Here is a 24,459-nt window from a genome sequence, read left to right on the forward strand (position 1 = left end):
TTCTTGTCAGATCACAGCCTGTTCGAGAAAGGGCCGCCCGGCAACCACCCTTTCATGACCGAAGGACGAAAGATCGAGCGTGCGGAAGCCGCCATGCACGATCAGCTCGGCGAGACCGCGCCCCATGGCCGGCGACTGCTGCAGCCCGTGACCGGAAAAGCCGTTGGCGAAGAGGAAATTTTTCACCACGCCGTGCGGTCCGAGGATGACATTGTGGTCGAGCGTGCAGTAGTCGTAGTGCCCGGCCCAGGCATTCACCACCTTGATCGCCTCGAAGGCCGGCACGCGGTGCGCCAGCGCCGGCCAGATCTCCTCCTCGAACTCGTCATGCATGACGGCGAAATCGTCCGGATCGACCGCCGGGTCATGCCGGGGCGCGGTTCCCATCAGGTAGAACCTGCCTTCCGGCCGGAAGAAGACGCCGGAGGGATCGATGGTCAGCCCGACCGGACCTTCGAGCGGCGTGCGACAGTCCACCACGAAAAGCGAGCGGCGGCGCGGCTCGACGGGGATGTCGAGCCCGGCCATGCGGGCGACATGTCTGCCGTTGGTGCCGGACGCGTTGACCAGCACGTCGCAGGCAATCGTCTGTCCGCCTTTCGTCGTCACCGAGACGATACGGTCGCCCGCGCGTCCGACCGCGACGACCTCGTCCTCGATATAATCGACGCCGAGCGCTCGGGCCTTGCGGCGAAAACCCTGCAACAGGGCGGAACTGTCGAACCAGCCCTCGCCGCGCTCGCCGGTGCTGCCGAGCGTCAGCCCGTCGGTGTTGAGCCAGGGAAAGCGGCGGGCCAGGGCCTCCGGGGCGAGCAGCGACACCTCGGCGCCGCAGGCGACCTGCGTCTCGTGATTGGCGCGCAGCACGCCGGCGCCGCGCTCGTCGCCGGCGAGGAAGAGATAGCCGTTCTCGTGGAAGCCGATCTCCGGCACATCGCCGTCGACCGCGACATTTTCCCTGAAACGGCGGATGAAATCCGTGCCGAACTGCGAGATCTTGACATTGATCGGATTGGAGAACTGGTGGCGGATCGAACTCGACGACAGGGCCGTCGCCGAGCGGGCATAGCTCCAGTCCTTCTCGATCACCAGCACCGAGCCGGTGAAATCGGGATCGAGGGCGAGGAAATAGGCCGTGGCGCTGCCGATGACGGCACCGCCGACGATGACGACGTCATAGGATGTTCGCGGAGCCTGCATGACGGTGCCTCAGTGCTCGTCCTCGAAATGGCCGGCGGCGCAGAAGCTGCCGCCCTGGTAGCGCACGGCCGGATCGTTCGGATCGCCTTGCGGGGTCCTGGCGAGGATCTCGGCGCGATACGCGTCGGCGCTGTCCTGCGGCCTGTAGCCGAGCACGGCCGCCGTCCGGTTGTCCCAGAAGGCCTCCGAATTGTTCGACATGCCATAGGCGACCATGAAGCCGACACGCGGCGCGGTGAGGCACTTCTCGATCAGTTGCCGGCAGTCGCGGAAGGAGAGCCAGGTGATGAGATGGCGCCGGTCGGTCGGCTCGGGAAAACAGGAGCCGATGCGCAGGCAGACGCTCTCGATGCCGAACTTGTCGTGGTAATAGCGGGCAAGATTCTCGACGAAGGTCTTCGACACGCCGTAGAGGCTGTCCGGCCGGGTGGGGACGGTGCCGTCGATCGTCTCGGTGCGCTCGTAATAGCCGATCGCATGGACGGAGCTCGCATAGACGATGCGCTTGACGCCGTGCCGGCGCGCCGCCTCGTAGATGTTGTAGCCGCCGGTGATGTTGGAATCGAGCACGGTGCGCCAGGGGCCTTCCAGCGACAGACCGCCGAGATGGACGATCGCGTCGCAACCCTCGACCGCCGCCGACACCCTGTCGAAGTCGGCGAGATCGAGCGGCATGTCCTCCTCGTGTTGGGCGAGATCGGCGCAAGGGGTGAGATCCGAAAGCCGGACGCTGCGGCCGAGCCGCGTGCCGGAGGCGCGCAACGCCGTGCCGATCCGGCCGGCGGCGCCGGTGACGAGGGTCTTCTGGTAATCGGTCATGGGGTCTCCTCGGATCGGCGAAGGGTCTTGAAGGCGGCGCCGACGCGGTCGCCGGCAAGGCCCAGCGTTTCGCGCGACATCGCCGAGGGAAGGTGCGGACGAACGAAGAGGCCGGAGCCGGGCCGCGTCGCGATCTTACCCCCGGCGAGGGCGTGCGGGCGACCGACGGCTTCGACCGGCGCCGTCTCGAAGGTCGTCGTCACGGTTCGCCATCCCCGCCGTCGTAAAGCGTGGCCTGCGCGGGGGTGATGTAGCCGTGCCTGAGATCCTCGGCGACGGCCTCGGCCGGCCGGTCCGCTGGATCGCCGTAGCCGCCGCCGCCCGGCAGCGACAGGACGAGCCGGCGGCCCTCGGGCACGAATTGCAGCCCCTTGCCCTTCAACACCGTCCCGTCGTCGAGCGCGACGCCCCCCGCCGCCCCGTCATGGCCGCCGTCACGGCCGCGCGCGGGATGGTGGAGACGGTCGAACATGGCGGAGAAACGCAAGGCATAGCCCTCCGCCGCCTCGATCTCGATCGTCTGGCCGAGCCCGCCGCGCCGCGCCCCCGCGCCGCCTGAGCCTTCCCGCAGTTCCTTGCGCCAGACGATGACGGGGCCGACATTCTCCGTCGCCTCGACCGGCATCGTGTGCACGCCGCTCGGAAACGCCGTCGCGTTGAGGCCGTCGAGCGATGCGCGCGCGCCGGCGCCGCCGGAATTGAACATCAGGATTTCCGCGCCGCGCCCCTCTCCCGACACCGGCCGCAGGCTCATATGCAGGTTCCAGAGGGCGCTCGCCCCCTCCGCCGGTATCTTTCCCGGCAGCGCCTGGTGCAGGGCGCCGAGCACGAGATCCGGCACGAAATGGCCGAGCACATGGCGCACGGCGACGGGGGCGGGGCGTTTGGCGTTGAGGATGCAGCCTTCCGGCGCCGTGACCGCGAAGGGCGCGAGCGAGGCGGCATTGTTCGGGATCTCCGGCGCCACCACGCATTTGATGCCGTAGCAGGCATAGGCCTTGGCATAGACGAGCGGAACGTTGATGCCGAAGGGGCTCGCAGCCGAGGTGCCGTCGAAATCGACCAGCACCCCGTCCGGCCCGATGGTGAGGCGGGCGGCGAGATGCACCGGCGCGTCGTAACCGTCGAGATCGAGGCTGTAGGACCAGCATCCGTGCGGCAGGTGCTCCAGCCGCTCCAGCGTCGCCGCGCGGCTGTGCGCGAGGATGAAGCCGCCGATCGTCGTCAGGTCCGGAAGGTCGAATTCCGTCAGCATGTCGACGAGGCGGCGATGGCCGGTCTCGTTGCAGGCGGCAAGCGCGTGCAGGTCGCCGACCACCTTGTCGCTCTCGCGCACATTGTTGTGCACGATCTGGATCAGCGTCCGGTTGATCTCACCGCGCTCGAAGAACTTCATGATCGGGATGAAGAGGCCCTCTTCGTAGACCTCGCGCGCATCCGGCCCGAAGCCGCGCCCGCCGACATCGACGACATGGGCGGTCGCGGCGAAGTAGCCGACCAGCCTGCCCTGATGGAAGGAGGGCGTGACGACGGTGATGTCGTGCAGGTGGCCGGTGCCCTTCCACGGGTCGTTGGTGATGTAGACGTCGCCCTCGAAGATGTTCCCGGGGCCGATGTCGCGGATGAAATGGGCGACGGACTCCGCCATGGCATTGACGTGGCCGGGCGTGCCGGTGACGGCCTGCGCCAGCATCCGGCCCTCGAGGTCGAAGATGCCGGCGGAAAGGTCGCCCGCCTCGCGCACCGAGGTGGAGAAGGCGGTGCGGATCAGCGTCTGCGCCTGCTCCTCGACGACGGAGATCAGCCGGTTCCACATGACCTGCATCCGGATATCGATCATCGGGCGATCCTCACGAGCGGGTGACGCGCAGGCAGCCGTCGCGCTGGACGACGGCACGGAAGGCGGAGGTGAGCACGGTCGACGTCTCGCGCTCGACGATGACCGCGGGGCCTTCGACGACATCGCCCGGAGACAGCGTCCCGCGCGCGACGATGCCGGCGTCGCGATAGGCGCCGGCCGCGGCCTCGAACAGGCGCCGCCGGCCCGTCGGCGCGACGACGGCGCCCTCGGCGATCGCCGGCACGCGCGCCACCGGCGGCAGCGGCGAGCGCGCCTTGACCGACCAGCCGACGATCTCGATCGGCAGTCCCTCGATGGCGCGGCCGAAGAAGCGGGCATAGGCTTCCTCGAACCGCCCCGCAATGTCGCCGACACTGCCGTCATCAAAGGGTCCGTCGCCGAGCGGCACGGGAATGTCCCAGCCCTGTCCGGCATAGCGCATGAAGAGCGTGCGCTCGATCACCGGCGCCCCGGCGTTAAGCCCGCCCGCGACGAAGCCGAGCGCCTCGGCCTCCATCGCCGCAATAAGGCGGTTGGCGCCGGCGATATCGAACGCCGACAGCGCGAAGACGGCGCTGCGCACCGACTCGTAGCCGAAGGGCGCGCGCAGGAAGCCGATCGCCGAGCCGACGCCGGCGCCCGGCGGCACGAGGAAAGTGGAAATCCCCATCTTCTCGCAGAGCCGCGCCGCGTGCAGAGGACCCGCCCCGCCGAAGGTGATCATGGTGAAGTCGGCGATGGCCTTGCCGCTCTCGACCGCATGCACCCGGCCGGCATTGGCCATGTTCTCGTCGACCATCTCGCAGATACCGTAGGCGGCGGCGTCCGCATCGAGGCCAAGAACGGCGCCGATCGCCGCTTCTATTGCCGCGCGTCCGAGCGGCACGGAAAGCGGTATGGCGCCGCCGGCGAAATTGTCGGGGTCGAGCTTGCCGAGGATGAGGTCGGCATCGGTGACGGTCGGCCGCGTGCCGCCGCGCCGGTAGCAGGCCGGCCCCGGCTCGGAGCCCGCCGAATGCGGCCCGACGCGGATCTGGCGCATGCCGTCGACCGAGGCGATCGAGCCGCCGCCGGCGCCGATCTCGACCATCTCGACCACGGGAATGGAGATCGGCATGCCCGACCCTTTGCGGAAGCGCCAGGTGCGCGCGACCTCGAAGGTCTTCGCTGTCTTCGGTTCGTGCTTCTCGATCAGGCAGATCTTCGCCGTCGTGCCGCCCATGTCGAAGGACAGCACCGCGTCGAGGCCGTGGCGCCGGGCGATGTCGGCGGCGAAGATCGCGCCGCCGGCGGGACCGGATTCGACGAGGCGGACGGGAAATTCCGCCGCGGTTTCCACCGAAATGATGCCACCGCCGGAATGGATCATGAAGACCGGCCCCTCGACGCCGATGCCCTTCAGCGCGACGGTGAGCCGGTCGAGATAGGACTGGATCGCCGGCTTGACATAGGCATTGGCGCAGACCGTGTTGAAGCGTTCGAATTCGCGCATCTGCGGCGAGACCTCGGACGAGATCGAAACCGAGATGTCCGGCAGGCGTTCGAGGATGGCTGCGCGCGCGGCCACTTCGTGCGCGCCATTGGCATAGGCGTGGAGAAAGCCGATCGCGACGCTGTCATAGCCGCCCGCGGAGACAGCCTCGATCGCGGCGGCGAGGGAGGCTGTCTCGAGCGGCAGCAGCACCGCGCCGGCCGCGTTCATCCGCTCGCGCACGGTGAAACGGTCGGCGCGGGCGATGAGCGCGGGCGGAAGGACGATGTCGAGATCATACTGCTCGAAGCGGTTTTCCGTGCGCATCTCGAGCACGTCGCGAAAGCCCTCCGTGGTGACGAAGGCGGTCTTCGCGCCGCGCCGCTCGATCAGCGCGTTGGTCGCAAGCGTCGTGCCATGAATGACGAGACCGATGTCGGAGACGGCGATGCCGGCCATGGCCGCCACCCTTTCGATGCCTTCAAGGATCGCCCGCTCCGGCGCGGCATAGTCGGTCAGGAGCTTCAGCGAATGGAGCACGCCATCGAGATCGAGCGCGATGTCGGTGAAGGTACCGCCGATATCGACGCCGACCCGGCAGTTCCTCGTGACGCCCGTGACCATGCCGTTCCCCGCTCCGCGCCGCCGCGACCTCGATTTCCGGATATATCACTTATCATACATGTGTCAAGAAATCCGGCTGGCCGCCCGTGCGCGGGGAAAGCGGGAACGGCGCTTGACAAACGCACCGTGACCGTATTTTAATCGCGCTCAAGATTTGGGCATTTTGCCCACCTCCTTGACATGACCTCGTCCGTCGCAGGGCAATAGCGCCCCACAACGCTCCGGTTTCCGGATCCCAAAGCGTTGTGGGTTTTTCGTGTTTGGAACATGTATGCCAGATGTGGTGAAGATCGGCATCCTCTATTCGACCACCGGGCCCTACGGGTCGCTCGGGCGCGACGGGCGCGACGGCGCCGAATTCGCCTTCCATGACTATCGCGCCGCCGGCGGCGCGACGATCGAGCCGGTGTTCTTCGACCCCCATGCCGACCTCGCCGCCTATCTTGACGGCGCCCGCGCGCTCCTGCGCGACCATGGCTGCCGCCACGTCGTCGGCACCATCACCTCGGCCGCGCGCAAGGAGGTGATCCCGCTCGTCGAGAAGCATGACGGGCTCCTGTGGTACATGTGCCCCTACGAGGGCTTCGAGGCCAACGAGAACGTCATCTACGTCGCCGGCTGCCCGAACCAGCACCTGATCCCGCTCTTCGACCACCTGATCCAGCGCCACGGCGCCCGCCCCTACCTGCTCGGCGCCAATTATGTCTGGGGCTGGGAGATGAACCGGCTGGCGCGGGAGCTGATCCACAATGCCGGCGGCACCGTGCTCGGCGAGCGCTACCTGCCGCTGGAGGAGACGGCGGTGGAGCGCATCGTCGCCGACATCGCGGAGAAGCGGCCGAGCTTCATCCTCAACAACCTGATCGGCCCGTCGAGCTATGCCTTTCTCGCGGCGCTCAGGGCGCTTGGTGAACGCGATCCCGCCTTCCTGCCGGAGAACTGCCCGGTCGCCAGCTGCGACCTCACCGAATGCGAGCTGCCCGATATTCCCGAAAGCGTCGCCGTCGGCCAGCTCTGCGCCCTTCCCTATTTCGACAGTCTCGACACGGCCGGAAACCGGGCGTTCAAGGCGCGCATCGCGCGCTGGCGGCCGGAACGCGGCAAGGTGTCGAGCATCTTCGCCAGCGCCTATGCGACCGCTGCGCTCTGCATCGCGGCGATCGAGGCCTGCGGCAGCGACGACCCGGTCGCGGTGCGCCGCGAGCTCCTGTCGCGCGTCTGGCCGTCGGTGCTCGGCCCGCTGCGGATCGATCCGAAGACCAACCACGCCGCCCTTCCCTTCCATCTCGGCCGGATCAACACGGCCGGCGGCTACGACGTCATCGCCTCCCGACCGGCGATTGCGGCCGACCCCTATCTGACCGGCGCCGGCGGCGCGCCGCGGCTGAGGGTGGTGTCATGACGGCGCGGACTCCGACATTCACCCGCTGGCGCGCGACGATCCTCGCCGAGGAGGACGGCCACACCGACCGTCTGCGTCGCCAGCTCCAGCGTCTCGGCATGGAGGTTCAGCACCAGTGGCGGCCGCTCGCGGCGGATGCGTTGCCCGATCTGGTGCTCGTCGATGCCGACCAGGGATGGGACGAACTCCTGCCCTGGCCGGCATCGGCGCCGTCCCGTCCCGTGGTGGCGATCCTCGGCTCGGAGGCGCCGGGCCGCATCGCCTTCGCCATAAGGCAGGGCGCCGGCGCCATCCTCGCCAAGCCGGTGACGACCGCCGCCATCTATCCGGCCCTGGTGCTTGCCGTATCGATCCACGAGGAGCGCGCGAAAGCCGCCGAGACGATCGCCCGCCTCGAGGAACGGCTGAGGCTTCGGCCCGTCGTCTTCGCCGCCGTGGCGAAGCTGAAGGCGGAACGCGGGCTCGACGACACGCAGGCCTATGCGGTGCTGCGCGACTGCGCCATGCGCCGGCGGCTCCCGGTCGAGCAGATCGCCGCCTTCTTCATCGGCGGTTCCGAAACCCTGCGCGAGGTCGGCTGATGCGGGTGCTGAAGGAGCTCTGCCGCCAGCCGGCGGCCCTGTTCGGGCTCGTCGTCGTGCTGGCCGTCGTCGTGCTGGCGCTCGCGGCTCCGCTGATCGCGCCGTTCGATCCGGACAACCAGATGTTCGACGGGCTGACGCTCGAGGGCGCGCCGATGCCGCCGGGTGACGCCTTCCTGCTCGGCACCGACACGCTCGGCCGCGACCTCTTCTCGCGCCTGCTCTACGGCGCGCGCACCTCGCTCGTCATCGGCCTGCTGGCGAACGGCGTCGCGGTCGCGATCGGCCTCCTCGTCGGCATCACCGCCGGTTATCTGCGCGGGCTTGCCGGCAACCTCCTGATGCGCTTCACCGACCTCATGATGGCCTTTCCGGCGCTGCTGCTCGCCATCGTTCTGGCCGCGATCCTGCGGCCGAGCCTGCTGATCGTCGCCATGGTCATCGCGCTCGTCAACTGGGTGCAGGTCGCCCGCATCGTCTATACCGAGACGCGCGGGCTGGTGGAGCGCGACTTCATCATGGCCGAGCGCGCGCTTGGCGCCGGCCATGCCCGCATCCTCTTCCACCACATCCTGCCGCATCTCGTGCCGACGGCGATCGTCTGGGGAACGCTCGGGATCGCCACGACGGTGCTCCTCGAAGCGACACTTTCCTTCCTCGGCATCGGCGTGCAGCCGCCGCAGCCCTCCTGGGGCAACATCATCTTCGAAAGCCAGAGCTATTTCCAGGCGGCGCCCTGGCTGGTCTTCTTCCCCGGCGCGGTCATCCTGCTGACGGCGCTCGCCTTCAATCTCGTCGGCGACGCGCTGCGCGACCTGCTCGACCCGACCCAGCGGGGGCGCGGCTGATGGCGGAACTTCTGGCAAAGCGGCTGGTGCAATCCGTCCTGATCCTTCTCGGCGTCGCCGCCATCACCTTCCTCCTGCTCTACGCGCTGCCCGCCGATCCGGCGCGCATGATCGCCGGCCGCAGCGCCACCGCCCAGACGGTCGCCAACATCCGCCACGAACTCGGCCTCGACCGGCCGCTTCTCGAACAGTTCGTCCGCTATCTCGGCAACCTCGTCCAGGGCGATCTCGGCCGCTCCTACGCGCAGAAGACCGAGGTCGTGACGCTGATCCTCGCCCGGCTGCCGGCGACGCTGACGCTGATGGCGGCCGGCATCGCCGTCGAGGTCGTCCTCGGCCTCGCCCTTGGCATCATCGCCGCGCTCAACCGCGGCGGCGCGGTCGACCGGCTGGTGATGACGCTCGCCTTCGTCGGCGTCTCGGCGCCGCAATTCGTCGTGGCGCTGATGCTGCTCTACGTCTTCGCCGCCACGCTCGGCTGGTTCCCGATGAGCGGCTACGGCACGCCCGTCCATGTCGTGCTGCCGGCGCTGACCCTCGGCATCCTCGGCGCCGGCTGGTATGCGCGCATCTCGCGCTCGGCGATGATCGACGTGCTCAACCAGGATTACATCCGCACCGCGCGCGCCAAGGGCCTGTCGCGGCGCCGGGTCGTCATGCGCCATGCGCTGCCCAACGCCATCCTACCGGTCGTCGCGATGATCGGCATCGACATCGGCCAGTTCATGGGCGGGGTCGTGGTGGTCGAGGCCGTCTTCGGCTGGCCGGGCATCGGCCAGCTCGCCTGGCAGGCGATCCAGCAGGTCGACATCCCGATCATCATGGGCGTGACCCTGACCTCGGCGCTCGCCATCGTCGCCGGCAACCTCGTCGCCGATCTCGCCGCGCCGCTCATCGATCCGCGCATCCGCAGCCACTGACATCCACCGAGAAGAAAAAGGGGAACTCTCATGCTGAAACGTCTTCTAAGGGCCTCCACCGCCGCCGCCTTCCTGAGCCTGATGCCGCTGTCCGTCATGGCGCAGGACACGCCGGCGCCGGGCGGCGACATCGTCGTCACCTACAAGGACGACATCACGACGCTCGATCCGGCGATCGGCTATGACTGGGTCAACTGGTCGATGATCAAGAGCCTGTTCTCCCGCCTCGTCGACTACACGCCGGGCACGGCGACGATCGTGCCCTCGCTCGCCGAGAGCTTCACCGTCGCGCCGGACGGCCTGACCTACACCTTCAAGCTGCGCAAGGGCGTCAAATTCTCGAACGGCCGCGAGGTCGTGGCCTCCGACGTGAAATACTCGATCGAGCGTGCCGTCGACCCGAAGACGCAAGGGCCCGGCGCCGGCTTCTTCGGCGCGATCGCCGGTTTCGACGACCTCACCGGCGGCACGGCGACGACGCTGTCCGGCATCGAGACGCCGGACGACGGCACGGTCGTCTTCAAGCTCTCCCGGCCGGACGCGACCTTCCTGCACGTTCTCGCGATCAACTTCGCCTCGGTCGTGCCGAAGGAGGCCGTCGAGGCCGCCGCCGGAGACTTCGGCAAGAAGCCGGTCGGCTCCGGGCCGCTGGTGCTCAAGGACTGGACGATCGGCCAGACGCTCGTCTTCGAGCGCAATCCCGACTATTTCCAGAAGGGCGTGCCGCTCGTCGACAAGGTGACGATCGAGGTCGGGCAGGAACCGCTGGTGGCGCTCTTGCGCCTGCAGAAGGGCGAGGTCGACATTGCCGGCGACGGCATTCCTCCGGCGAAATTCCTCGAGATCAAGAACTCCCCGGACGGCGCGGAGATGATCGTCGACGGCGAGCAGCTGCACACCGGCTACGTGACGCTGAACACCAAGGTGAAGCCCTTCGACGACGTCAAGGTCCGCCAGGCGGTCAACATGGCGATCAACAAGGAGCGCATTACCCGCATCCTGAACGGCCGCGCCACGCCCGCCAACCAGCCGCTTCCGCCGCTGATGCCGGGCTACGACACCGGCTTCACCGGCTATGCCTATGACGTCGAGAAGGCGAAGGCGCTGCTCGCCGAAGCCGGCCTCGCCGACGGATTCGAGACCGTGCTCTATTCGACCAACACCGATCCGCAGCCGCGCATCGCCCAGGCGATCCAGCAGGATCTCGCCGCCATCGGTATCAAGGCCGAGGTCCGGGCGCTGGCGCAGGGCAACGTGATTGCCGCCGGCGGCACGGAGGGCGAGGCGCCGATGATCTGGTCGGGCGGCATGGCCTGGATCGCCGACTTCCCCGATCCGTCGAACTTCTACGGCCCGATCCTGGGCTGCGCCGGGGCGGTGCAGGGCGGCTGGAACTGGTCGTGGTACTGCAACGAGGCGATCGACAAGCGCGCGATCGCGGCCGATTCCATGTCGGACCCGGCGAAGGCGGCCGAGCGCCAGGCGGTCTGGGGCAAGATCTACACCGACATCATGGCGGATGCGCCCTGGGTGCCGGTGATCAACGAGCGCCGGGTCGTCGCCAAGTCGCTGCGCATGGGCGGTCCGGACAACATCTATATCGACCCGACCCGCGTCATCAATTACGACGCCATCTTCGTCAAGCCGTAACATTCAGCTCCAGGACCGGCCTTCCCTGCCACGGGGAAGGCCGGTGTCGGCCCATCAAAAGACGATCCGGAGACACCCGATGTGCGTCGCCTGCACCCACACCATCCATCGCGCCCAGCACAATTTCGGCTGGAATCGTGACTTTCCGCCGGCATTGACCGCGAAACCCGGCGAGACCATCCTGTTTCAATGCATGGATTCCTCCGGCGGCCAGATCGGCGCCGATGCGACGATCGAGACGCTCGCCGCCCTCGATTTCGGCAAGATCAACCCGGTCTCCGGCCCTGTCTTCGTCGAGGGCGCCCAACCCGGCGACGCGCTGAAGGTGTCGATCCGGAAATTCCATCCCGGCGGCGTCGGCTGGACCGCCAACATTCCGGGCTTCGGCCTGCTCGCCGACGATTTCAAGGATCCGGCGCTGCATGTCTGGACCTACGACACGGCCTCGATGGCGCCCGCCGCCTTCGGCCCCGGCGGCCGTGTGCCGCTGAAACCCTTCGCCGGCACGATCGGCGTCGCACCCGCCGAGCCCGGCCTGCATTCCGTCGTGCCGCCGCGCCGCGTCGGCGGCAACATGGACATCCGCGACCTTGCCGCCGGCGTCACGCTCTACCTGCCGGTCGAGGTCGAGGGCGCGCTGTTTTCTGTCGGCGACACCCATGCGGCGCAGGGCGACGGCGAGGTCTGCGGCACGGCGATCGAAAGCCGCATGGACGTGGAACTGACCCTCGACCTCGTCAAGGGCGCCAACCTGAAGACGCCGCGCTTCACCACGACGGAGCCGGTCACCCGCCATCTCGACGGCGCCGGCTACGAGGTGACGACCGGCATCGGCCCGGACCTGATGACCGGGGCGAAGGAGGCGGTGGCGCGCATGATCGACCTGCTGGCGGCCGAGCACGGGCTGAACACGGTCGACGCCTACATGCTCTGCTCGGTCTGCGGCGATCTGCGCATCAGCGAGATCGTCGACCTGCCGAACTGGGTCGTGTCCTTCTACTTCCCCCGGATCGTCTTTTCGTGACGGTGCCCGTCCTTTCGGTCCGAAACCTGACCGTCGATGCGCGCACGCCCGCCGGGCTGAAGCGCATCCTCGACGATGTCGGCTTCGACCTCGCGCCCGGCGAGACGCTCTGCCTTGCCGGCGAGAGCGGCTCGGGCAAGTCGGTGACGTCGCTGTCGGTCATGGGGCTGCTGCCGAAGGCGTCGCTGAAGGTCGCCTCGGGCGAGATCCTGCTGTCGGGCCGCGACCTGCTCCGCATCCCGCACCGGGCGCTGCGCCAGGTGCGTGGCGGCGAGGTGGCGATGATCTTCCAAGAGCCGATGACCTCGCTCAATCCGGTGATGACCGTCGGCGCGCAGCTCGTCGAGGCGATCCGCGAACACCGCGCCGACGCCTCCGAGGGAGCCGAGGCGATCGCCCGCGCCATGCTCGACGCCGTGCAGATCGGCGAGGCGGCGCGGCGGATGGGGCAATATCCGCACGAACTCTCCGGCGGCATGCGCCAGCGGGTGATGATCGCCATGGCGCTCTCCTGCCGGCCGAAGGTGCTGATCGCCGACGAGCCGACGACGGCGCTCGACGTCACCGTGCAGGGCCAGATCCTGACGCTGATGCGGGAACTGCGCCACGAATTCGGCACCGCGATCCTGATGATCACCCACGACATGGGCGTGGTCGCCGAGATGGCCGACCGCGTCGCCATCATGCGCGAGGGCCGGATCGTCGAGGCGGGCGATGCGCTCGACGTGTTCGAGCGGCCGCGCGAGGTCTATACCCGCACCCTGCTCGCTGCCGTTCCCCGCCTGGGTGCCCATGCCGGCACCGACGGACCGCCGCGCCTCTCCCCCGCGCCCGCGCGTGAGAGGCCGGCGAAGCCGGTGCTCGAGGTCGCCGATCTCGCCGTCCGCTATGCGGCGCCCTCCGGCTGGTTCGGCCGGCGCAAGCCGGGCGCCGCCACCGTCGAGGGCGTGTCCTTTTCCATCCGCGCCGGCGAGACGCTCGGCCTCGTCGGCGAGAGCGGCTCCGGCAAGTCGACGACCGGCAAGGCCGTGCTCGGCCTCATCCCCTTTTCCGGCCATGTGGCGCTCGACGGCCATGTCCTCGGCGGCCTGTCGCACTCGGCGATGCGGCCGGTGAGACGCGCGGCGCAGATGATCTTCCAGGACCCCTATGCCTCGCTCGACCCGCGCATGAGCATCGGCGCGGCGATCGCCGAACCGCTGGTGATCCACGGCATCGGCAACGCCTCGGAGCGGCGCGACCGGGTGGCGGCCCTCCTGACGCGCGTCGGGCTTTCCCCGGACGTGACCGAACGCTACCCGCACGAGTTTTCCGGCGGCCAGCGCCAGCGCATCTGCATCGCGCGCGCGCTTTCGCTTGAACCGAAGCTGATCGTCGCCGACGAGAGCGTCGCGGCCCTCGATGTCTCGGTGCGCGCCCGCGTGCTCGACCTGATGCTCGATCTGCAGGAGCAGATGGGGCTCGCCTATCTGTTCATCTCGCACGACATGGCGGTGATCGAGCGGATGTCGCACCATGTCGCGGTGATGCGCGGCGGCCGCATCGTCGAGACGGGCACGCGTCGGCAGGTGTTCGAGACCCCGCGGGATCCCTACACGCAGCGCCTGATGGCGGCCGTGCCGGTCCCCGATCCTCGCCGCTACCGCCTGACGGCCTGAGACAGGCGGTCAGCGCGCGCTGCGCCGCAACCGCCGCTCGATTGCCCGCAGGCCGAGCGACAGGCCGATGGTCAGCACGAGATAGACATAGGCGACGATCGAATAGGTCTCGAAGAAGCGGAACGAGCCCGAGGCATAGACCTTGCCCATCTGGGTGATGTCGGCGACGCCGAGGACGGAGACGAGCGAGGAATCCTTCACCATGGCGACAAAGTCGTTGCCGAGCGGCGGCAGGATGACACGGATCGCCTGCGGCAGCACGACGAGGCGGAAGCGCTGGACGCGGCTGAGCCCGAGCGCCTTCGCCGCCTCAACCTGCCCCTTGTCGACCGACTGGATGCCGGCGCGAAACACCTCGGCGATGAAGGCGGAATAGCCGATCGTCAGCGCCAGGATCGCCCGCCACATCAGCGAAAGGTCGCGCACCTCGACCGCCGCCACATGGCCTGCCTCGATCAGTGGCGAGAGGATGGCGTTTACGAGCCAGACCAGCGCCGGCGCGCCGACGAAGGCGATGTAGAAGAGCAGCACCAGGATCGGCACGCCGCGGATCACCTCGGTGTAGAACCGCGCGACCTGCCGCAGCGCCTTGTGTTCGGAAAGCGCCATCAGCGCCAGCACGAGGCCGAGCCCGGTTGCCAGCGTGAAGGCGGCGAGCGTCACGAGGATCGTGACGCCGAGACCTTTGGTAACGACGGCGAAGACCTGCGCGTAGATGTCGTTGGCGACGATGACGCCGGCAAGCGAAAGCGCGATCGCCGACAGCGCCACGAGCCACCAGGGAAAGTCGTCGTCGCCGGGAAACTGGCCGGGCCGTGCCGTCGCCATCGTCCGGGATCAGCCGCCCATCTTGTAGTCGAGGAACCACTTCCTGTTCAGCGCGTCGAGCGTGCCGTCGGCCTTCAGCGCCGCGATCGCCGCGTTGACCGGCGCGACGAGATCGGAGCCCTTCGGGAAGATGAAGCCGAAATCCTCCGAGCCGAGCGGGCCGCCGATCAGCTTCAGCCCGCCCTCGGAGGCGTCGACATAGCCCTTGCCGGCGGTGCCGTCGGTCAGCACCGCGTCGACGTCGCCCGCCTTCAGCGCCTGAACCGTCGCGCCGAAGGTCTCGAAGAGCTTGATGCGCGGGTTCTGCTCGTTGCCGTCGAGCACCTCGTAGACGGCGGTGTAGAACGGCGTCGTGCCGGGCTGGGCGCCGATCAGGCCGTCGGCGAAGGCGCCGAGGCTCTTGGCGTCGGTGAAGCGCGCCTCATCGCCGCGCACCAGCAGGAACTGCTCCGAACGCATGTAGGGATCGGAGAAATCCACCTTCTCCTTGCGCTCGTCCTTGATGGTGATGCCGGTCATGCCGATCTGGTACTGGCCGTCGGAGACCGACTGGATCATCGCGTCCCAGCTCGTGTTCTGGTATTCCACCTTGGCGTTCAGGCGCTTCGCGATCTCGTTCATCGCGTCGTATTCCCACCCGACCGCCTCGCCCGTCTTCGGATCGACGAATTGCAGCGGCGGATAGGCGTTCTCCGTGACGACGACGATGGCGCGGCCGCCGAGATCCGGCAGGTCGGCGGCAGACCCCGCCGCCGGCATTAGGGCAAGGACGGTCAGACCGATAAGAAGGGTGCGGCGGGACGGCATGGGCGGCTCCTGGAACGTGGCGGCGAACAGTGTCACAGGTCGAAAGGGAATGGCAAGCGCCACGCGCATCCGTTCCGCCCGTCCTCGGGGTACCGCATGGCGCGGCGCACCATCTTCCGGAAATATCCTTCCCGCGGCGCAGGATCCGGGGCAGGCAAACTCACAATGCAAAAAACGCGTCCGGTCCTCCACCGGAGATGGAGGATTGATGGCTTCATAGAAAAAGGCGGCCGAAGCCGCCTTTCATCACGTTCCGGATGCGCCGGATCTTACTCGGCGCTGCCTTCGGCGGCCTTGGCAGCTTCGGCCTCCGCAGCAGCCTTCGCTGCTGCGGCTTCGGCCGCTGCCTTCTCGGCGGCGAGCGCCTGGGCGGCGGCGACCTTCTCGGCCTCGACGCGGGCCTTCTCGTCGGCAACGGCCTTGCGCTCGGCGTCGTTCAGCTTGCGGGCGCGGGTGTTGGTGTTCTCGACGATACGCGCCGCCTTGCCGCGCAGGTCGCGCAGGTAGTAGAGCTTGGCGCGGCGGACCTTGCCGCGGCGCACGACCTCGACGCTTTCGACCAGCGGCGAGTGGATCGGGAAGACGCGCTCGACGCCCTCGCCGTAGGAAATCTTGCGAACGGTGAAGTTCTCGTTGATGCTGCCGCCGGAACGGGCGATGCAGACGCCCTCATAGGCCTGCACGCGGGTGCGCGAGCCTTCCGTCACGCGGACGTTGACGCGGATCGTGTCGCCGGGGGAGAATTCCGGCAGGACGCGCTTGGCGGCGATCTTGGCGACCTGTTCGGCCTCCAGCTGCTCGATGATGTTCGTCATGGTCTGTCCTTCGTTCTTCTGGAACAGCCAGAGCGCCGGATGCATGTCGGTCGAAGCCTCGATGCACCGTTCCGGCCGGGCCGGAACGAAGGCGGATGCGCCATTCTTTGCTTTGGGACGGCCCGGTGACCCGGTGGATCCGATCGCCGGCCGCGTCGGCGCCTTTACAGGAGTTCCGCCCGTTTGTCACCCCTTGGCGCCCCGCTTTCTTGCGCTTCGGCGCCGGGCGTTCTATGCGGGGGACCGGAGGAACGACCGATGACCCTGCCAGAAGCCCTTCTGCTCTTTCTCGCCGGCTTCGGCTCGGGCGCGGCGAACGCCATTGCCGGCGGCGGCACCTTCCTCACCTTCGGCGCGATGACGCTTGTCGGCCTGCCGCCGATCGTCGCCAACGCCACCTCGTCGATCACCCAGTTTCCGGGCTACGTCACCTCGGCGCTCGCCTATCGCGTCGAGATCCGCCGCGACGGGGTGACGGCGGCGAAGCTCGCCGTCATCTCGGCCCTCGGCGGCCTTCTCGGCGCGGTCATCCTCCTGTCGCTGTCCAACCCCTCCTTCCGCGCCATGGTGCCCTGGCTGCTGCTCGCCGCGACCGCGATCTTCGCCGCCGGCCCCTGGCTGAAGCCGAGGCCGCGCGGCGCCCATGCCCCCGTCGGCCCGCTCGGCCTGGTCGCGCAGTTCGTCACCGCCATCTATGGCGGCTTCTTCGGCGCGGGCATGGGCATCATGATGCTCGCCGTGCTCGGCCTTGCCACCGGCAGCGACTATCACCGGCTGAACGCAATCAAGAATTTTCTCGCCATGGTGATCGCCGGCGTCGCCATCCTCGTCTTCGCCGGTGGCAATGTCGTCGGCTGGCCGCAGGCGCTGGTGATGATCCCCGGCGGCGCGCTCGGCGGCTGGTCGGGCGTCTGGCTGGCACGAAGGGTGCCGCAGGCGGTGATCCGCGCACTCGTCGTCGCGATCGGCCTGGCGCTGACCGGCTACTATTTCACGACCGGCTGAGGAGGTCGGGGCGCCGCGCCCGCGTCAGCGCCAGCGCCTGCTCGCGCCGCCAGGCCTCGATCGCCGCGTGATGGCCGGAGGTGAGCACGGCGGGAACGGGCACGTCTTCAAAGACCTGCGGCCGCGTATAGTGCGGATGCTCCAGCAGCCCGTCCTCGAAGCTTTCATGCACGCCGGAAAGGGCATTGCCCATCACGCCCGGCAGGAGCCGGACCACTGCGTCGAGGAGCGTCAGCGCCGCCGGCTCGCCGCCGGAGAGGATATAGTCGCCGATCGACACTTCCTCGAGCCCGCGCGCGTCGATCACGCGCTGGTCGACGCCCTCGAAGCGGCCACAGACGATCACCGCGCCGGGGGCGTCGGCGAGCGCGCGCACCCGCGCCTGGGTCAGCGGGCGACCGCGCGGGCTCATCAGCAGGCGCGGCCGCAAACCGGGCTCCGGGTCGGCATGGTCGATCGCCCGCGCCAGCACGTCCGGCCTCAGCACCATGCCGGCGCCGCCGCCGGCCGGCGTGTCGTCGACGGTGCGGTGGCGGTCGACGGCGAAATCACGGATCTGCACCGCGTCGAGCCGCCAGTCGCCGCGCTCCAGCGCCTTGCCCGAGAGCGAGTGGCCGAGGTGGCCCGGAAACATCTCCGGATAGAGCGTCAGGACGGTGGCATGGAAGGGCATCGCGCGCTCAGCCGTCCTTCTTCTTTCCGCCCATGCCGGGAATGCCGTCGCTGCCGTCGTCGACGAGGCCGGCGGCGACCGGATCGACGAGCAGGCGCCCGGCCTCGAGGTCGATCTCGAGCACCGCCCATTCCGTGAAGGGGATCAGCACCGGCCGCTTGCCGGGGCCTTTCAGTTCGAGGAGGTCGCCCGCGCCGAAATCGAACACGCCGGTGACCGTGCCGTAGCTCTTGCCGTCGGCGTCGCGCGCCTCGAGTCCTTCGAGGTCCGCATAGAAGAACTCGTCCTCCTCCAGTTCCTCGTCCGGCAGGTTGTCGCGATCGACATAGAGGTCGAGGCCGTTCAGCCCCTCCGCCGCCGTGCGGTCGTTGACGCCGCGGAAGCGGATGACCGCCATGCCCTTCGCCACGCGGATCTCCAGCACCTCGAAGACGCGCCCGTCGAGGCTGCGCAGATGGCCGTAATCGCCGAGTTCTTCCGGCTCGGCCGTATAGGCCTTGACGCGGACCTCGCCGCGCAACCCCTGTGCGCCGCCGACGGTGGCCATCAGCACGGGATTCTTCAAGGGTTCGGTCGCCATTCCGGCCTCCAGTGCAAGCGGGTCATGCTTCGGCCACCGGGGGCGGCACAAAACGAAACGGGCGGCAGAAGCATGCCGCCCGTTCCATGAATACGGGCTGAACCCGCCGTCGCCTTACTCGGCGGCGGCCGCAGCGGCAGCGGCGTCCTCGGCCTTCTGCTTGGCCTCGGCGGCACGCTCCTGCGCCTTCTTGCCTGGAACGGCCTTTTCCGGATTGTTGCGCTGCGCGCGCGCGGCAAGGCCGGCATCGGCGAGGAAGCGGGCGACGCGGTCGGTGGCCACCGCGCCGTTCGACAGCCAGTGGGCGATGCGCTCGTTGTTCAGTTCGACGCGCTTGGCATCGTCCTTCGGCAGCATCGGGTTCCAGGAGCCGACCTTTTCGAGGAAGCGGCCGTCACGCGGGCTGCGCGCGTCGGCGACGACGATCTGGTAATAGGGACGCTTCTTGGAACCGCCGCGGGCGAGACGAATTTTCAGGGCCATAGTCTAAACTCCTTCAGAGGGTATCTGCCGCGGTCTTCGCGGCCAGTCTGGTTGAAATGCTGGTCAATCCTTCAGATCGGCAGCGATGGCTTCGTGGTGCCGGATCACTTCGCGGATGATGAAGTTCAGGAACTTCTCCGCGAAATCCGGATCCAGATTCGCATCCTTCGCCAGCCGGCGGAGGCGCTCGATCTGGTATTCCTCGCGCGCCGGGTCGGCCGGCGGCAGGTCGTAACGCGCCTTCAGCACGCCGACCGCCTGGGTGCAGCGAAACCGCTCGGCGAGCATGTGCACGAGGGCCGCGTCGATATTGTCGATCGACTGGCGATAGCCGGAAAGCTCGGCACGGATCGCATCGTCCAGCATCGCCCGGCTCCTCACTTCTTCTTCGGCAGGCCCGGAAGCCCGCCGCCGAGACCGGGAAGCTTCATGCCGCCGGGAAGGCCCGGCAGGCCGCCCGGACGCCCGAGGCCGGCGGCTTCCGCCTGCTTCTGCAGCGCCTCGAGCTGCTTCGGGTCGAGCTTGGAGAGATCGGGCAGGCCGCCCATTCCGCCCATGCCGCCGCCAAGCCCCATCTTGCCGGCGAGCCCGCCCATCATCTGCTTCATCATCCCGCCCTTGCCCTTGGCCCCCATGGCCTTCATCATGTCGGCCATCTGGCGGTGCATCTTCAGGAGCTTGTTGATCTCGCTCGCATCGGTGCCGGAGCCGGCGGCGATGCGCTTCTTGCGCGAATGCTTGAGGAGGTCGGGATTGGCGCGCTCGGCGCGGGTCATCGAGGAGATGATGGCGAGCTGGCGCTTGAACATGCGGTCGTCGAGGCCGGCGGCGGCCATCTTGTCCTTCATGCCGGCCATGCCGGGCATCAGGCCCATGATGCCGCCCATGCCGCCCATCTTCTGCATCTGCTTCAGCTGGTCGGACAGGTCGTCGAGGTCGAACTTGCCCTTGGCCATCCTGGCGGCCATCGCCGCCGCCTTCTCGGCATCGATGTTTTCCGCCGCCTTCTCGACGAGGGAGACGATGTCGCCCATGCCGAGGATGCGGTCGGCGACGCGGCGCGGATGGAACTCGTCGAGCTCCGACATCTTCTCGCCGACGCCGATCAGCTTGATCGGCTTGCCGGTGACGGCGCGCATGGAGAGCGCCGCGCCGCCGCGGCCGTCGCCGTCCATGCGGGTAAGCACCAGGCCGGTGATACCGACGCGGCTGTCGAAATTGCGCGCGAGGTTGACGGCGTCCTGGCCGGTCAACGCGTCGGCGACGAGCAGGATCTCGTGCGGGTTCGACTTGCGCTTGATCTCGGCCATTTCGAGCATCAGCGGCTCGTCGATATGGGTACGGCCGGCGGTGTCGAGGATGACGACGTCATGGCCGCCGAGCTTGGCCGCCTGCACGGCGCGCGCGGCGATGTCCGTCGGCGACTGGCCGGCGATGATCGGCAGCGTGTCGACGCCGGTCTGGACGCCCAGCTGGCGAAGCTGCTCCTGGGCCGCCGGACGGCGCGTGTCGAGCGACGCCATCAGCACCTTCTTCTTGTCACGCGCCGTCAGCCGGTTGGCGATCTTGCCGGTCGTCGTCGTCTTGCCCGAGCCCTGTAGACCGACCATCATGATGACGACGGGGGCGGGCGCGTTGAGATCGATGGTGACGCCGTCCGAGCCGAGCATCTCGACCAGTTCGTCATGGACGATCTTGACGACCATCTGCCCCGGCTTGATCGACTTCAGGATCTCGGCGCCGACGGCCTTCTCGCGGACGCGGTCGGTAAAGGCACGCACGACGTCGAGCGCGACGTCGGCCTCGAGCAGCGCACGCCGCACTTCGCGCAGCGCCGCGGAGACATCGGCCTCCGACAGGGCGCCGCGGCCGGTCAGTCCATTCAGGATGGAACCAAGGCGGTCCTGCAAGCTCTCGAACATCGGGCATTCCTTCTTTTCCGGGCGGATCGACCGGAAACGTGGGGTCATCGTCAACCGGCCGCAAGGCGAACGCACGCGCAAAGCCAAAAAGCACCCGAGGGCGCGTCGCGCTGTCGGGTGTTGACCTCCGGGATCTCTTTATACCTTAACGGGTCCCGGTCGGCGGCTGTCCACGTCGAAACTGGAAGCTGATGGCGCCGGATAAACAGGAGAAACGCCGGAGAGTCAAGCCTTCGCGGCGGATGGCGGCGCCTTGATGGCGAAAAGCGGCGCGTCCGGGTCGGGTTTTCCGACAATCTCGCCGGAAATGATGTCGGCGGCGATGCGGCTGAAGGTGATGCCGTTGCCGCCGAAGCCCATCGCGGTGAAGACGCGGTCCATGCCCGGCACGCGTCCGATCAGCGGCAGGCCGTCCGGCGTGGTGCCGAAGGCCGCGGCCCAGAGATGGTCGGGCTCGCCGAAACGGATGCCGGTGAGGTCGCCGAGTTTCTCGGCGAGTATGCGCCCCTTGCGCTCCGCCAGCTTCGCGTCCCGATAGGCTTCGTCGCCGGCCTCGTCCTCGCCGCCGACGATCACCCGGCCGTCCGATGTGGCGCGGAAGTAGAGATAGGGGTCGGAGGCCTCCCAGACGAGGTAGTCGTTAAGCCAGTCCGGATGCTTGAGCTTCGGCCGGCTCGCCATGGCGAAGGTCGAGACGATCCGCTGCGGCCCGGCGGAAAGCGCCGAGAGGAATTCGTAACCGGTGCAGAATACCACGTGGCTGGCGCCGATCAGGCTGCCGTCCGCCGTGGCGAGGATCGCCTCGTCCGCGCCCGAGCGGATGTCGGTGACCTCGACGCCTGCGACGAGCGTCGCGCCACGCTCCCGCGCCAGGCGCAGGAAGCCCGCCGCCATCTGTGCCGGATTGGCGGAGGCCGAGACGTCGCTGTCGATCGCGGCGCTGCGCGACAGGCCGAAGCGTGTCGAAAGATCCGCGCCGGAGAGCAGGCTGCAGTCGAGGCCGGCCGCCTGACGTGCCCCGGCCTCGGCCGCGAGCGCGCGCGACCCCATGTCGTCGCCGGCGAGAAACAGCGTCCGCTTGCGGTGGAAATCGCAGGCAAGGCCGAGGTCGCCGACGCGCCCGGCCAGCGCCTCGACGGCGGCGGCCGAGCGCCGCCACACCCGTTCCGCATCCGCCTGTCCGCGCAGGGACGCAAGGCGGGTGAGCGGCACGTCGATCTCGTGCTGGATCATCGCGGTGGAGGCGAGCGTGCTGCCGCGCACCGGTCCGCGCCGGTCGATGACCAGAAGACGAAGACCCTTCTCCGACAGCGCGTCGGCGACGAGCGCGCCGCTGATGCCTGCCCCGACGATGACGACGTCGTAGGTCGCGTCCGGCGCGCGCTTGCGCGTGACGACCGAGATGCGCGGGGATTGCAGCCAGAGCGGCTCGCGGCGGCGCAGCGGCTGCTTCTTCGTCAGCGTCCCTTCCTTCGCGACCGGCCGGGCCCTCACCCGAAGGCCCTCAGTCCGTTCGGGACGACGGCAAGTTTCTGGCGGCGCTTGGCCGCCGCGTAGACGAGTGCCTGCTCGACGCAGTCGGCCCGCACCGGCTTGGTCAGCACGCCGAGGATGCCGGGCTCGTCCGGATCGACCGCCTCGGGATTGGCCGTCATGAAGATGACGCTGACGCCGGCCTTCGCCAGCCGGCGGCCGATCTCCGGCCCGGTCGGGCCGTCGGCGAGATTGACGTCGACGAAGGCGATGTCGGCGGCATGGCCGAGCCGCAGCGCTTCCGGCATCCGGTTGGCGTAGCCGATCACCTCGGCGCCGGCCTCGCTGTGGGACACGATGTCCTCGAGATCGAGGGCGATCAGCAGTTCGTCCTCGACGATCAGCACGTGCTGCGTCGTCTTCTGCCATTCACTCTGGACATATCCTGGCATTGGCAACCTCACTGGATCGGTGCTTCCCCGGCCGCCCCGCCGGGATCGTGACGCAACAACAGGCGAGAGCGGCCGATTGTTCCGGCGTGGCACGGAAATATTCATGACTTTACAATCCATTAACCATAGATTTCCGTATTTGCCTTATCTTTCAGAGGCAGAGCGAAACAGCCGCCGGGTGCGGCCATCGAGGCAGAATGGGAAAAAGCGGCAATCGCTACTACGACGGACCGGTGTCGGACCATTTCGACGGACGGCTGTTCTTCAATCCCGGCGGCATCGCGCCGCTCGGCTTCCGCGACCTGCTAAAATGGCAGTTCGGCGGCGGCCGGACGCCCTGGCCGGAGCGCCGCGACAGTCCCTTTCCGCCGGCACGGCCCTCGGCGCGCATCGACGGCCGCGGCCTTAGCGTCACCATGGTCGGCCATGCCACCCTGCTGATCCAGACCGCCGGGCTCAACATCCTGACCGATCCGGTCTGGTCGAACCGCGCGAGCCCCGTCCGCTTCGCCGGTCCCGCCCGGGTCAATCCGCCCGGCATCCGCTTCGACGACCTGCCGCCGATCGACATCGTCCTCGTCTCGCACAATCATTACGACCATCTCGATCTGGCCACGCTGAAACGGCTGCAGGCCGTCCACAGGCCCCGGATCGTCACGCCGCTCGGCAACGACCGGATCATCGCCGGCGCCTTGGGCGATGCGCGCATCACGACGATGGACTGGGGCGACGGACTGGACCTTAAGGAGGGGGTGTCGCTTGCCGCCGAGCCGATGCACCACTGGTCGGCGCGCGGCATGGGCGACCGCCGCATGGCGCTCTGGGCCGCCTTCGTGCTGACGACGCCGGCGGGCCATGTCTACCATGTCGGCGACACCGGCTTCCATGGCGGGAGCAACTACCGCGCGGCAGGCGCGAAATACGGCGGCTTCCGGCTCGCCATCCTGCCCTTCGGCGCCTACGAGCCGCGCTGGTTCATGCAGGGCGTGCACCAGAACCCGGAAGAGGCGGTCGAGGGCATGCTCGCCTGCGGCGCCGCTTATGTCGCCGGCCATCACTGGGGCACGTTCCGGCTGACGAACGAGGGCATCGACGCGCCGGTCGAGGCGCTGCAAAAGGCGCTCGACGCGCGCGGCATCGCCCGCGACCGCTTCCGCCCGCTTCATCCCGGCGAGGTCTTCGACGTGCCGGAGACCGGCTAGAAGGCGTGCCGCCGAAGCAGGATCGCCCCGGCGGCGCGGCATGCGCTGAAAAACCGACGGAGCGTGTCCGGTGATCCCGGGTTCGTCGGAGAGGGGCCCGCAGGTCGCGGCACTGGTAATCGCCGCGCTTTTCCGCCATATACGGGCCGACAAGGGCGGGCGCGGCATCCGCCGATTTCGCA

24 protein-coding genes are annotated in these 24,459 nt (G+C 68.4%); 9 read left to right on the forward strand and 15 right to left on the reverse strand.

The window, feature by feature from the left end:
- Nucleotides 1-6 precede the first annotated feature (6 nt).
- The 5 genes from ACEVQ6_RS09380 to ACEVQ6_RS09400 are packed head-to-tail and all read right to left on the reverse strand — an operon-like array spanning nt 7 to nt 5,954.
- The gene (locus tag ACEVQ6_RS09380) at nt 7-1,200 is read right to left on the reverse strand and encodes an NAD(P)/FAD-dependent oxidoreductase (protein ID WP_374888686.1); all 1,194 of its coding nucleotides are present in this window, start codon (nt 1,198-1,200) and stop codon (nt 7-9) included.
- A 9-nt stretch (nt 1,201-1,209) separates the two neighbouring features.
- On the reverse strand, nt 1,210-2,019 hold the full coding sequence (locus ACEVQ6_RS09385) for an NAD-dependent epimerase/dehydratase family protein (RefSeq protein WP_374888687.1): 810 nt from the start codon (nt 2,017-2,019) through the stop codon (nt 1,210-1,212).
- Nucleotides 2,016-2,222, reverse strand: a complete 207-nt coding sequence (locus tag ACEVQ6_RS09390) for a hypothetical protein (protein WP_374888688.1) — start codon at nt 2,220-2,222, stop codon at nt 2,016-2,018. Before ACEVQ6_RS09390 ends, ACEVQ6_RS09385 begins: the two co-directional genes overlap by 4 nt.
- On the reverse strand, nt 2,219-3,859 hold the full coding sequence (locus ACEVQ6_RS09395; protein WP_374888689.1) for a hydantoinase B/oxoprolinase family protein: 1,641 nt from the start codon (nt 3,857-3,859) through the stop codon (nt 2,219-2,221). The genes ACEVQ6_RS09390 and ACEVQ6_RS09395 overlap by 4 nt, the downstream gene beginning before the upstream one ends.
- 10 nt (nt 3,860-3,869) lie before the next feature.
- Nucleotides 3,870-5,954: a hydantoinase/oxoprolinase family protein gene (locus ACEVQ6_RS09400; RefSeq protein WP_374888690.1), complete on the reverse strand. Its 2,085-nt coding sequence runs from the start codon at nt 5,952-5,954 to the stop codon at nt 3,870-3,872.
- 271 nt (nt 5,955-6,225) lie between these two features.
- Between ACEVQ6_RS09400 and ACEVQ6_RS09405 the strand changes: the two genes are divergently transcribed.
- The 7 genes from ACEVQ6_RS09405 to ACEVQ6_RS09435 all read left to right on the forward strand — a co-directional run bounded on the left by ACEVQ6_RS09405 (nt 6,226) and on the right by ACEVQ6_RS09435 (nt 14,037).
- Entirely contained in the window at nt 6,226-7,356 is a 1,131-nt protein-coding gene (locus tag ACEVQ6_RS09405) for a transporter substrate-binding protein (RefSeq protein ID WP_374888691.1), read from the forward strand.
- Nucleotides 7,353-7,937, forward strand: a complete 585-nt coding sequence (locus ACEVQ6_RS09410) for an ANTAR domain-containing response regulator (RefSeq protein ID WP_374888692.1) — start codon at nt 7,353-7,355, stop codon at nt 7,935-7,937. The genes ACEVQ6_RS09405 and ACEVQ6_RS09410 overlap by 4 nt, the downstream gene beginning before the upstream one ends.
- The gene (locus ACEVQ6_RS09415; RefSeq protein WP_374888693.1) at nt 7,937-8,785 is read left to right on the forward strand and encodes an ABC transporter permease; all 849 of its coding nucleotides are present in this window, start codon (nt 7,937-7,939) and stop codon (nt 8,783-8,785) included. Before ACEVQ6_RS09410 ends, ACEVQ6_RS09415 begins: the two co-directional genes overlap by 1 nt.
- Nucleotides 8,785-9,705, forward strand: coding sequence for an ABC transporter permease (locus ACEVQ6_RS09420; RefSeq protein ID WP_374888694.1), 921 nt, complete (start codon nt 8,785-8,787; stop codon nt 9,703-9,705). Before ACEVQ6_RS09415 ends, ACEVQ6_RS09420 begins: the two co-directional genes overlap by 1 nt.
- 30 nt (nt 9,706-9,735) lie before the next feature.
- Nucleotides 9,736-11,355, forward strand: coding sequence for an ABC transporter substrate-binding protein (locus ACEVQ6_RS09425; protein WP_374888695.1), 1,620 nt, complete (start codon nt 9,736-9,738; stop codon nt 11,353-11,355).
- Between the two features lie 79 nt (nt 11,356-11,434).
- Complete coding sequence (locus ACEVQ6_RS09430; RefSeq protein ID WP_374888696.1) at nt 11,435-12,379, forward strand: acetamidase/formamidase family protein; 945 nt, start codon at nt 11,435-11,437, stop codon at nt 12,377-12,379.
- A complete protein-coding gene (locus ACEVQ6_RS09435; protein WP_374888697.1) occupies nt 12,376-14,037 on the forward strand; it encodes an ABC transporter ATP-binding protein in 1,662 nt (553 codons plus the stop codon). The genes ACEVQ6_RS09430 and ACEVQ6_RS09435 overlap by 4 nt, the downstream gene beginning before the upstream one ends.
- 9 nt (nt 14,038-14,046) lie before the next feature.
- Here the strand turns inward: ACEVQ6_RS09435 and ACEVQ6_RS09440 are convergent, their stop codons facing one another.
- The 3 genes from ACEVQ6_RS09440 to rplS form a co-directional block, all read right to left on the reverse strand.
- Nucleotides 14,047-14,865 carry an amino acid ABC transporter permease gene (locus ACEVQ6_RS09440; RefSeq protein WP_374888698.1) on the reverse strand — a complete coding sequence of 273 codons (819 nt, stop codon included), beginning with the start codon at nt 14,863-14,865 and terminating at the stop codon, nt 14,047-14,049.
- A gap of 9 nt (nt 14,866-14,874) precedes the next feature.
- Nucleotides 14,875-15,672: a basic amino acid ABC transporter substrate-binding protein gene (locus ACEVQ6_RS09445; RefSeq protein WP_374888699.1), complete on the reverse strand. Its 798-nt coding sequence runs from the start codon at nt 15,670-15,672 to the stop codon at nt 14,875-14,877.
- Nucleotides 15,673-15,941: 269 nt separating this feature from the next.
- A complete protein-coding gene (rplS, locus tag ACEVQ6_RS09450; protein WP_374888700.1) occupies nt 15,942-16,487 on the reverse strand; it encodes a 50S ribosomal protein L19 in 546 nt (181 codons plus the stop codon).
- A gap of 258 nt (nt 16,488-16,745) precedes the next feature.
- Between rplS and ACEVQ6_RS09455 the strand changes: the two genes are divergently transcribed.
- Complete coding sequence (locus ACEVQ6_RS09455; RefSeq protein ID WP_374888701.1) at nt 16,746-17,492, forward strand: sulfite exporter TauE/SafE family protein; 747 nt, start codon at nt 16,746-16,748, stop codon at nt 17,490-17,492.
- On the opposite strand, the gene trmD is transcribed toward ACEVQ6_RS09455, so the two are convergent.
- The 7 genes from trmD to ACEVQ6_RS09490 form a co-directional block, all read right to left on the reverse strand.
- Nucleotides 17,479-18,165 carry a tRNA (guanosine(37)-N1)-methyltransferase TrmD gene (trmD, locus tag ACEVQ6_RS09460; protein WP_374888702.1) on the reverse strand — a complete coding sequence of 229 codons (687 nt, stop codon included), beginning with the start codon at nt 18,163-18,165 and terminating at the stop codon, nt 17,479-17,481. The two genes, ACEVQ6_RS09455 and trmD, sit on opposite strands and share 14 nt — an antisense overlap.
- A 7-nt stretch (nt 18,166-18,172) precedes the next feature.
- A complete protein-coding gene (rimM, locus tag ACEVQ6_RS09465) occupies nt 18,173-18,745 on the reverse strand; it encodes a ribosome maturation factor RimM (RefSeq protein WP_374888703.1) in 573 nt (190 codons plus the stop codon).
- A 114-nt stretch (nt 18,746-18,859) separates the two neighbouring features.
- A complete protein-coding gene (gene rpsP / locus ACEVQ6_RS09470; RefSeq protein WP_374888704.1) occupies nt 18,860-19,228 on the reverse strand; it encodes a 30S ribosomal protein S16 in 369 nt (122 codons plus the stop codon).
- 63 nt (nt 19,229-19,291) lie between these two features.
- A complete protein-coding gene (locus tag ACEVQ6_RS09475) occupies nt 19,292-19,594 on the reverse strand; it encodes a chorismate mutase (RefSeq protein ID WP_374888705.1) in 303 nt (100 codons plus the stop codon).
- 11 nt (nt 19,595-19,605) lie between these two features.
- A complete protein-coding gene (gene ffh, locus ACEVQ6_RS09480; protein WP_374888706.1) occupies nt 19,606-21,150 on the reverse strand; it encodes a signal recognition particle protein in 1,545 nt (514 codons plus the stop codon).
- A gap of 225 nt (nt 21,151-21,375) precedes the next feature.
- On the reverse strand, nt 21,376-22,644 hold the full coding sequence (locus ACEVQ6_RS09485; protein WP_374888707.1) for an NAD(P)/FAD-dependent oxidoreductase: 1,269 nt from the start codon (nt 22,642-22,644) through the stop codon (nt 21,376-21,378).
- Nucleotides 22,641-23,075, reverse strand: coding sequence for a response regulator (locus tag ACEVQ6_RS09490; protein ID WP_374888708.1), 435 nt, complete (start codon nt 23,073-23,075; stop codon nt 22,641-22,643). The genes ACEVQ6_RS09485 and ACEVQ6_RS09490 overlap by 4 nt, the downstream gene beginning before the upstream one ends.
- 197 nt (nt 23,076-23,272) lie before the next feature.
- On the opposite strand from ACEVQ6_RS09490, the gene ACEVQ6_RS09495 reads away from it, so the two are divergent.
- Nucleotides 23,273-24,277 (forward strand): MBL fold metallo-hydrolase, encoded by a 1,005-nt coding sequence (locus tag ACEVQ6_RS09495; protein WP_374888709.1) that lies wholly within the window; start codon nt 23,273-23,275, stop codon nt 24,275-24,277.
- Nucleotides 24,278-24,459 lie beyond the last annotated feature (182 nt).

Origin of the sequence: Ensifer soli (assembly GCF_041928815.1) — a bacterium.
Taxonomy (GTDB): Bacteria; Pseudomonadota; Alphaproteobacteria; order Rhizobiales; family Rhizobiaceae; genus JBHFEI01.

Excerpts from the sequence above, each read along its gene's own strand:
- ACEVQ6_RS09380 (WP_374888686.1), bottom strand. The coding sequence starts at position 1,200 with ATGCAGGCTCCGCGAACATCCTATGACGTCGTCATCGTCGGCGGTGCC.
- ACEVQ6_RS09385 (WP_374888687.1), bottom strand. The coding sequence starts at position 2,019 with ATGACCGATTACCAGAAGACCCTCGTCACCGGCGCCGCCGGCCGGATC.
- ACEVQ6_RS09395 (WP_374888689.1), bottom strand. The coding sequence starts at position 3,859 with ATGATCGATATCCGGATGCAGGTCATGTGGAACCGGCTGATCTCCGTC.
- ACEVQ6_RS09400 (WP_374888690.1), bottom strand. The coding sequence starts at position 5,954 with ATGGTCACGGGCGTCACGAGGAACTGCCGGGTCGGCGTCGATATCGGC.
- ACEVQ6_RS09405 (WP_374888691.1), top strand. The coding sequence starts at position 6,226 with ATGCCAGATGTGGTGAAGATCGGCATCCTCTATTCGACCACCGGGCCC.
- ACEVQ6_RS09410 (WP_374888692.1), top strand. The coding sequence starts at position 7,353 with ATGACGGCGCGGACTCCGACATTCACCCGCTGGCGCGCGACGATCCTC.
- ACEVQ6_RS09415 (WP_374888693.1), top strand. The coding sequence starts at position 7,937 with ATGCGGGTGCTGAAGGAGCTCTGCCGCCAGCCGGCGGCCCTGTTCGGG.
- ACEVQ6_RS09420 (WP_374888694.1), top strand. The coding sequence starts at position 8,785 with ATGGCGGAACTTCTGGCAAAGCGGCTGGTGCAATCCGTCCTGATCCTT.
- ACEVQ6_RS09425 (WP_374888695.1), top strand. The coding sequence starts at position 9,736 with ATGCTGAAACGTCTTCTAAGGGCCTCCACCGCCGCCGCCTTCCTGAGC.
- ACEVQ6_RS09430 (WP_374888696.1), top strand. The coding sequence starts at position 11,435 with ATGTGCGTCGCCTGCACCCACACCATCCATCGCGCCCAGCACAATTTC.
- ACEVQ6_RS09440 (WP_374888698.1), bottom strand. The coding sequence starts at position 14,865 with ATGGCGACGGCACGGCCCGGCCAGTTTCCCGGCGACGACGACTTTCCC.
- ACEVQ6_RS09445 (WP_374888699.1), bottom strand. The coding sequence starts at position 15,672 with ATGCCGTCCCGCCGCACCCTTCTTATCGGTCTGACCGTCCTTGCCCTA.
- rplS (WP_374888700.1), bottom strand. The coding sequence starts at position 16,487 with ATGACGAACATCATCGAGCAGCTGGAGGCCGAACAGGTCGCCAAGATC.
- ACEVQ6_RS09455 (WP_374888701.1), top strand. The coding sequence starts at position 16,746 with ATGACCCTGCCAGAAGCCCTTCTGCTCTTTCTCGCCGGCTTCGGCTCG.
- trmD (WP_374888702.1), bottom strand. The coding sequence starts at position 18,165 with ATGCCCTTCCATGCCACCGTCCTGACGCTCTATCCGGAGATGTTTCCG.
- rimM (WP_374888703.1), bottom strand. The coding sequence starts at position 18,745 with ATGGCGACCGAACCCTTGAAGAATCCCGTGCTGATGGCCACCGTCGGC.
- rpsP (WP_374888704.1), bottom strand. The coding sequence starts at position 19,228 with ATGGCCCTGAAAATTCGTCTCGCCCGCGGCGGTTCCAAGAAGCGTCCC.
- ACEVQ6_RS09475 (WP_374888705.1), bottom strand. The coding sequence starts at position 19,594 with ATGCTGGACGATGCGATCCGTGCCGAGCTTTCCGGCTATCGCCAGTCG.
- ffh (WP_374888706.1), bottom strand. The coding sequence starts at position 21,150 with ATGTTCGAGAGCTTGCAGGACCGCCTTGGTTCCATCCTGAATGGACTG.
- ACEVQ6_RS09490 (WP_374888708.1), bottom strand. The coding sequence starts at position 23,075 with ATGCCAGGATATGTCCAGAGTGAATGGCAGAAGACGACGCAGCACGTG.
- ACEVQ6_RS09495 (WP_374888709.1), top strand. The coding sequence starts at position 23,273 with ATGGGAAAAAGCGGCAATCGCTACTACGACGGACCGGTGTCGGACCAT.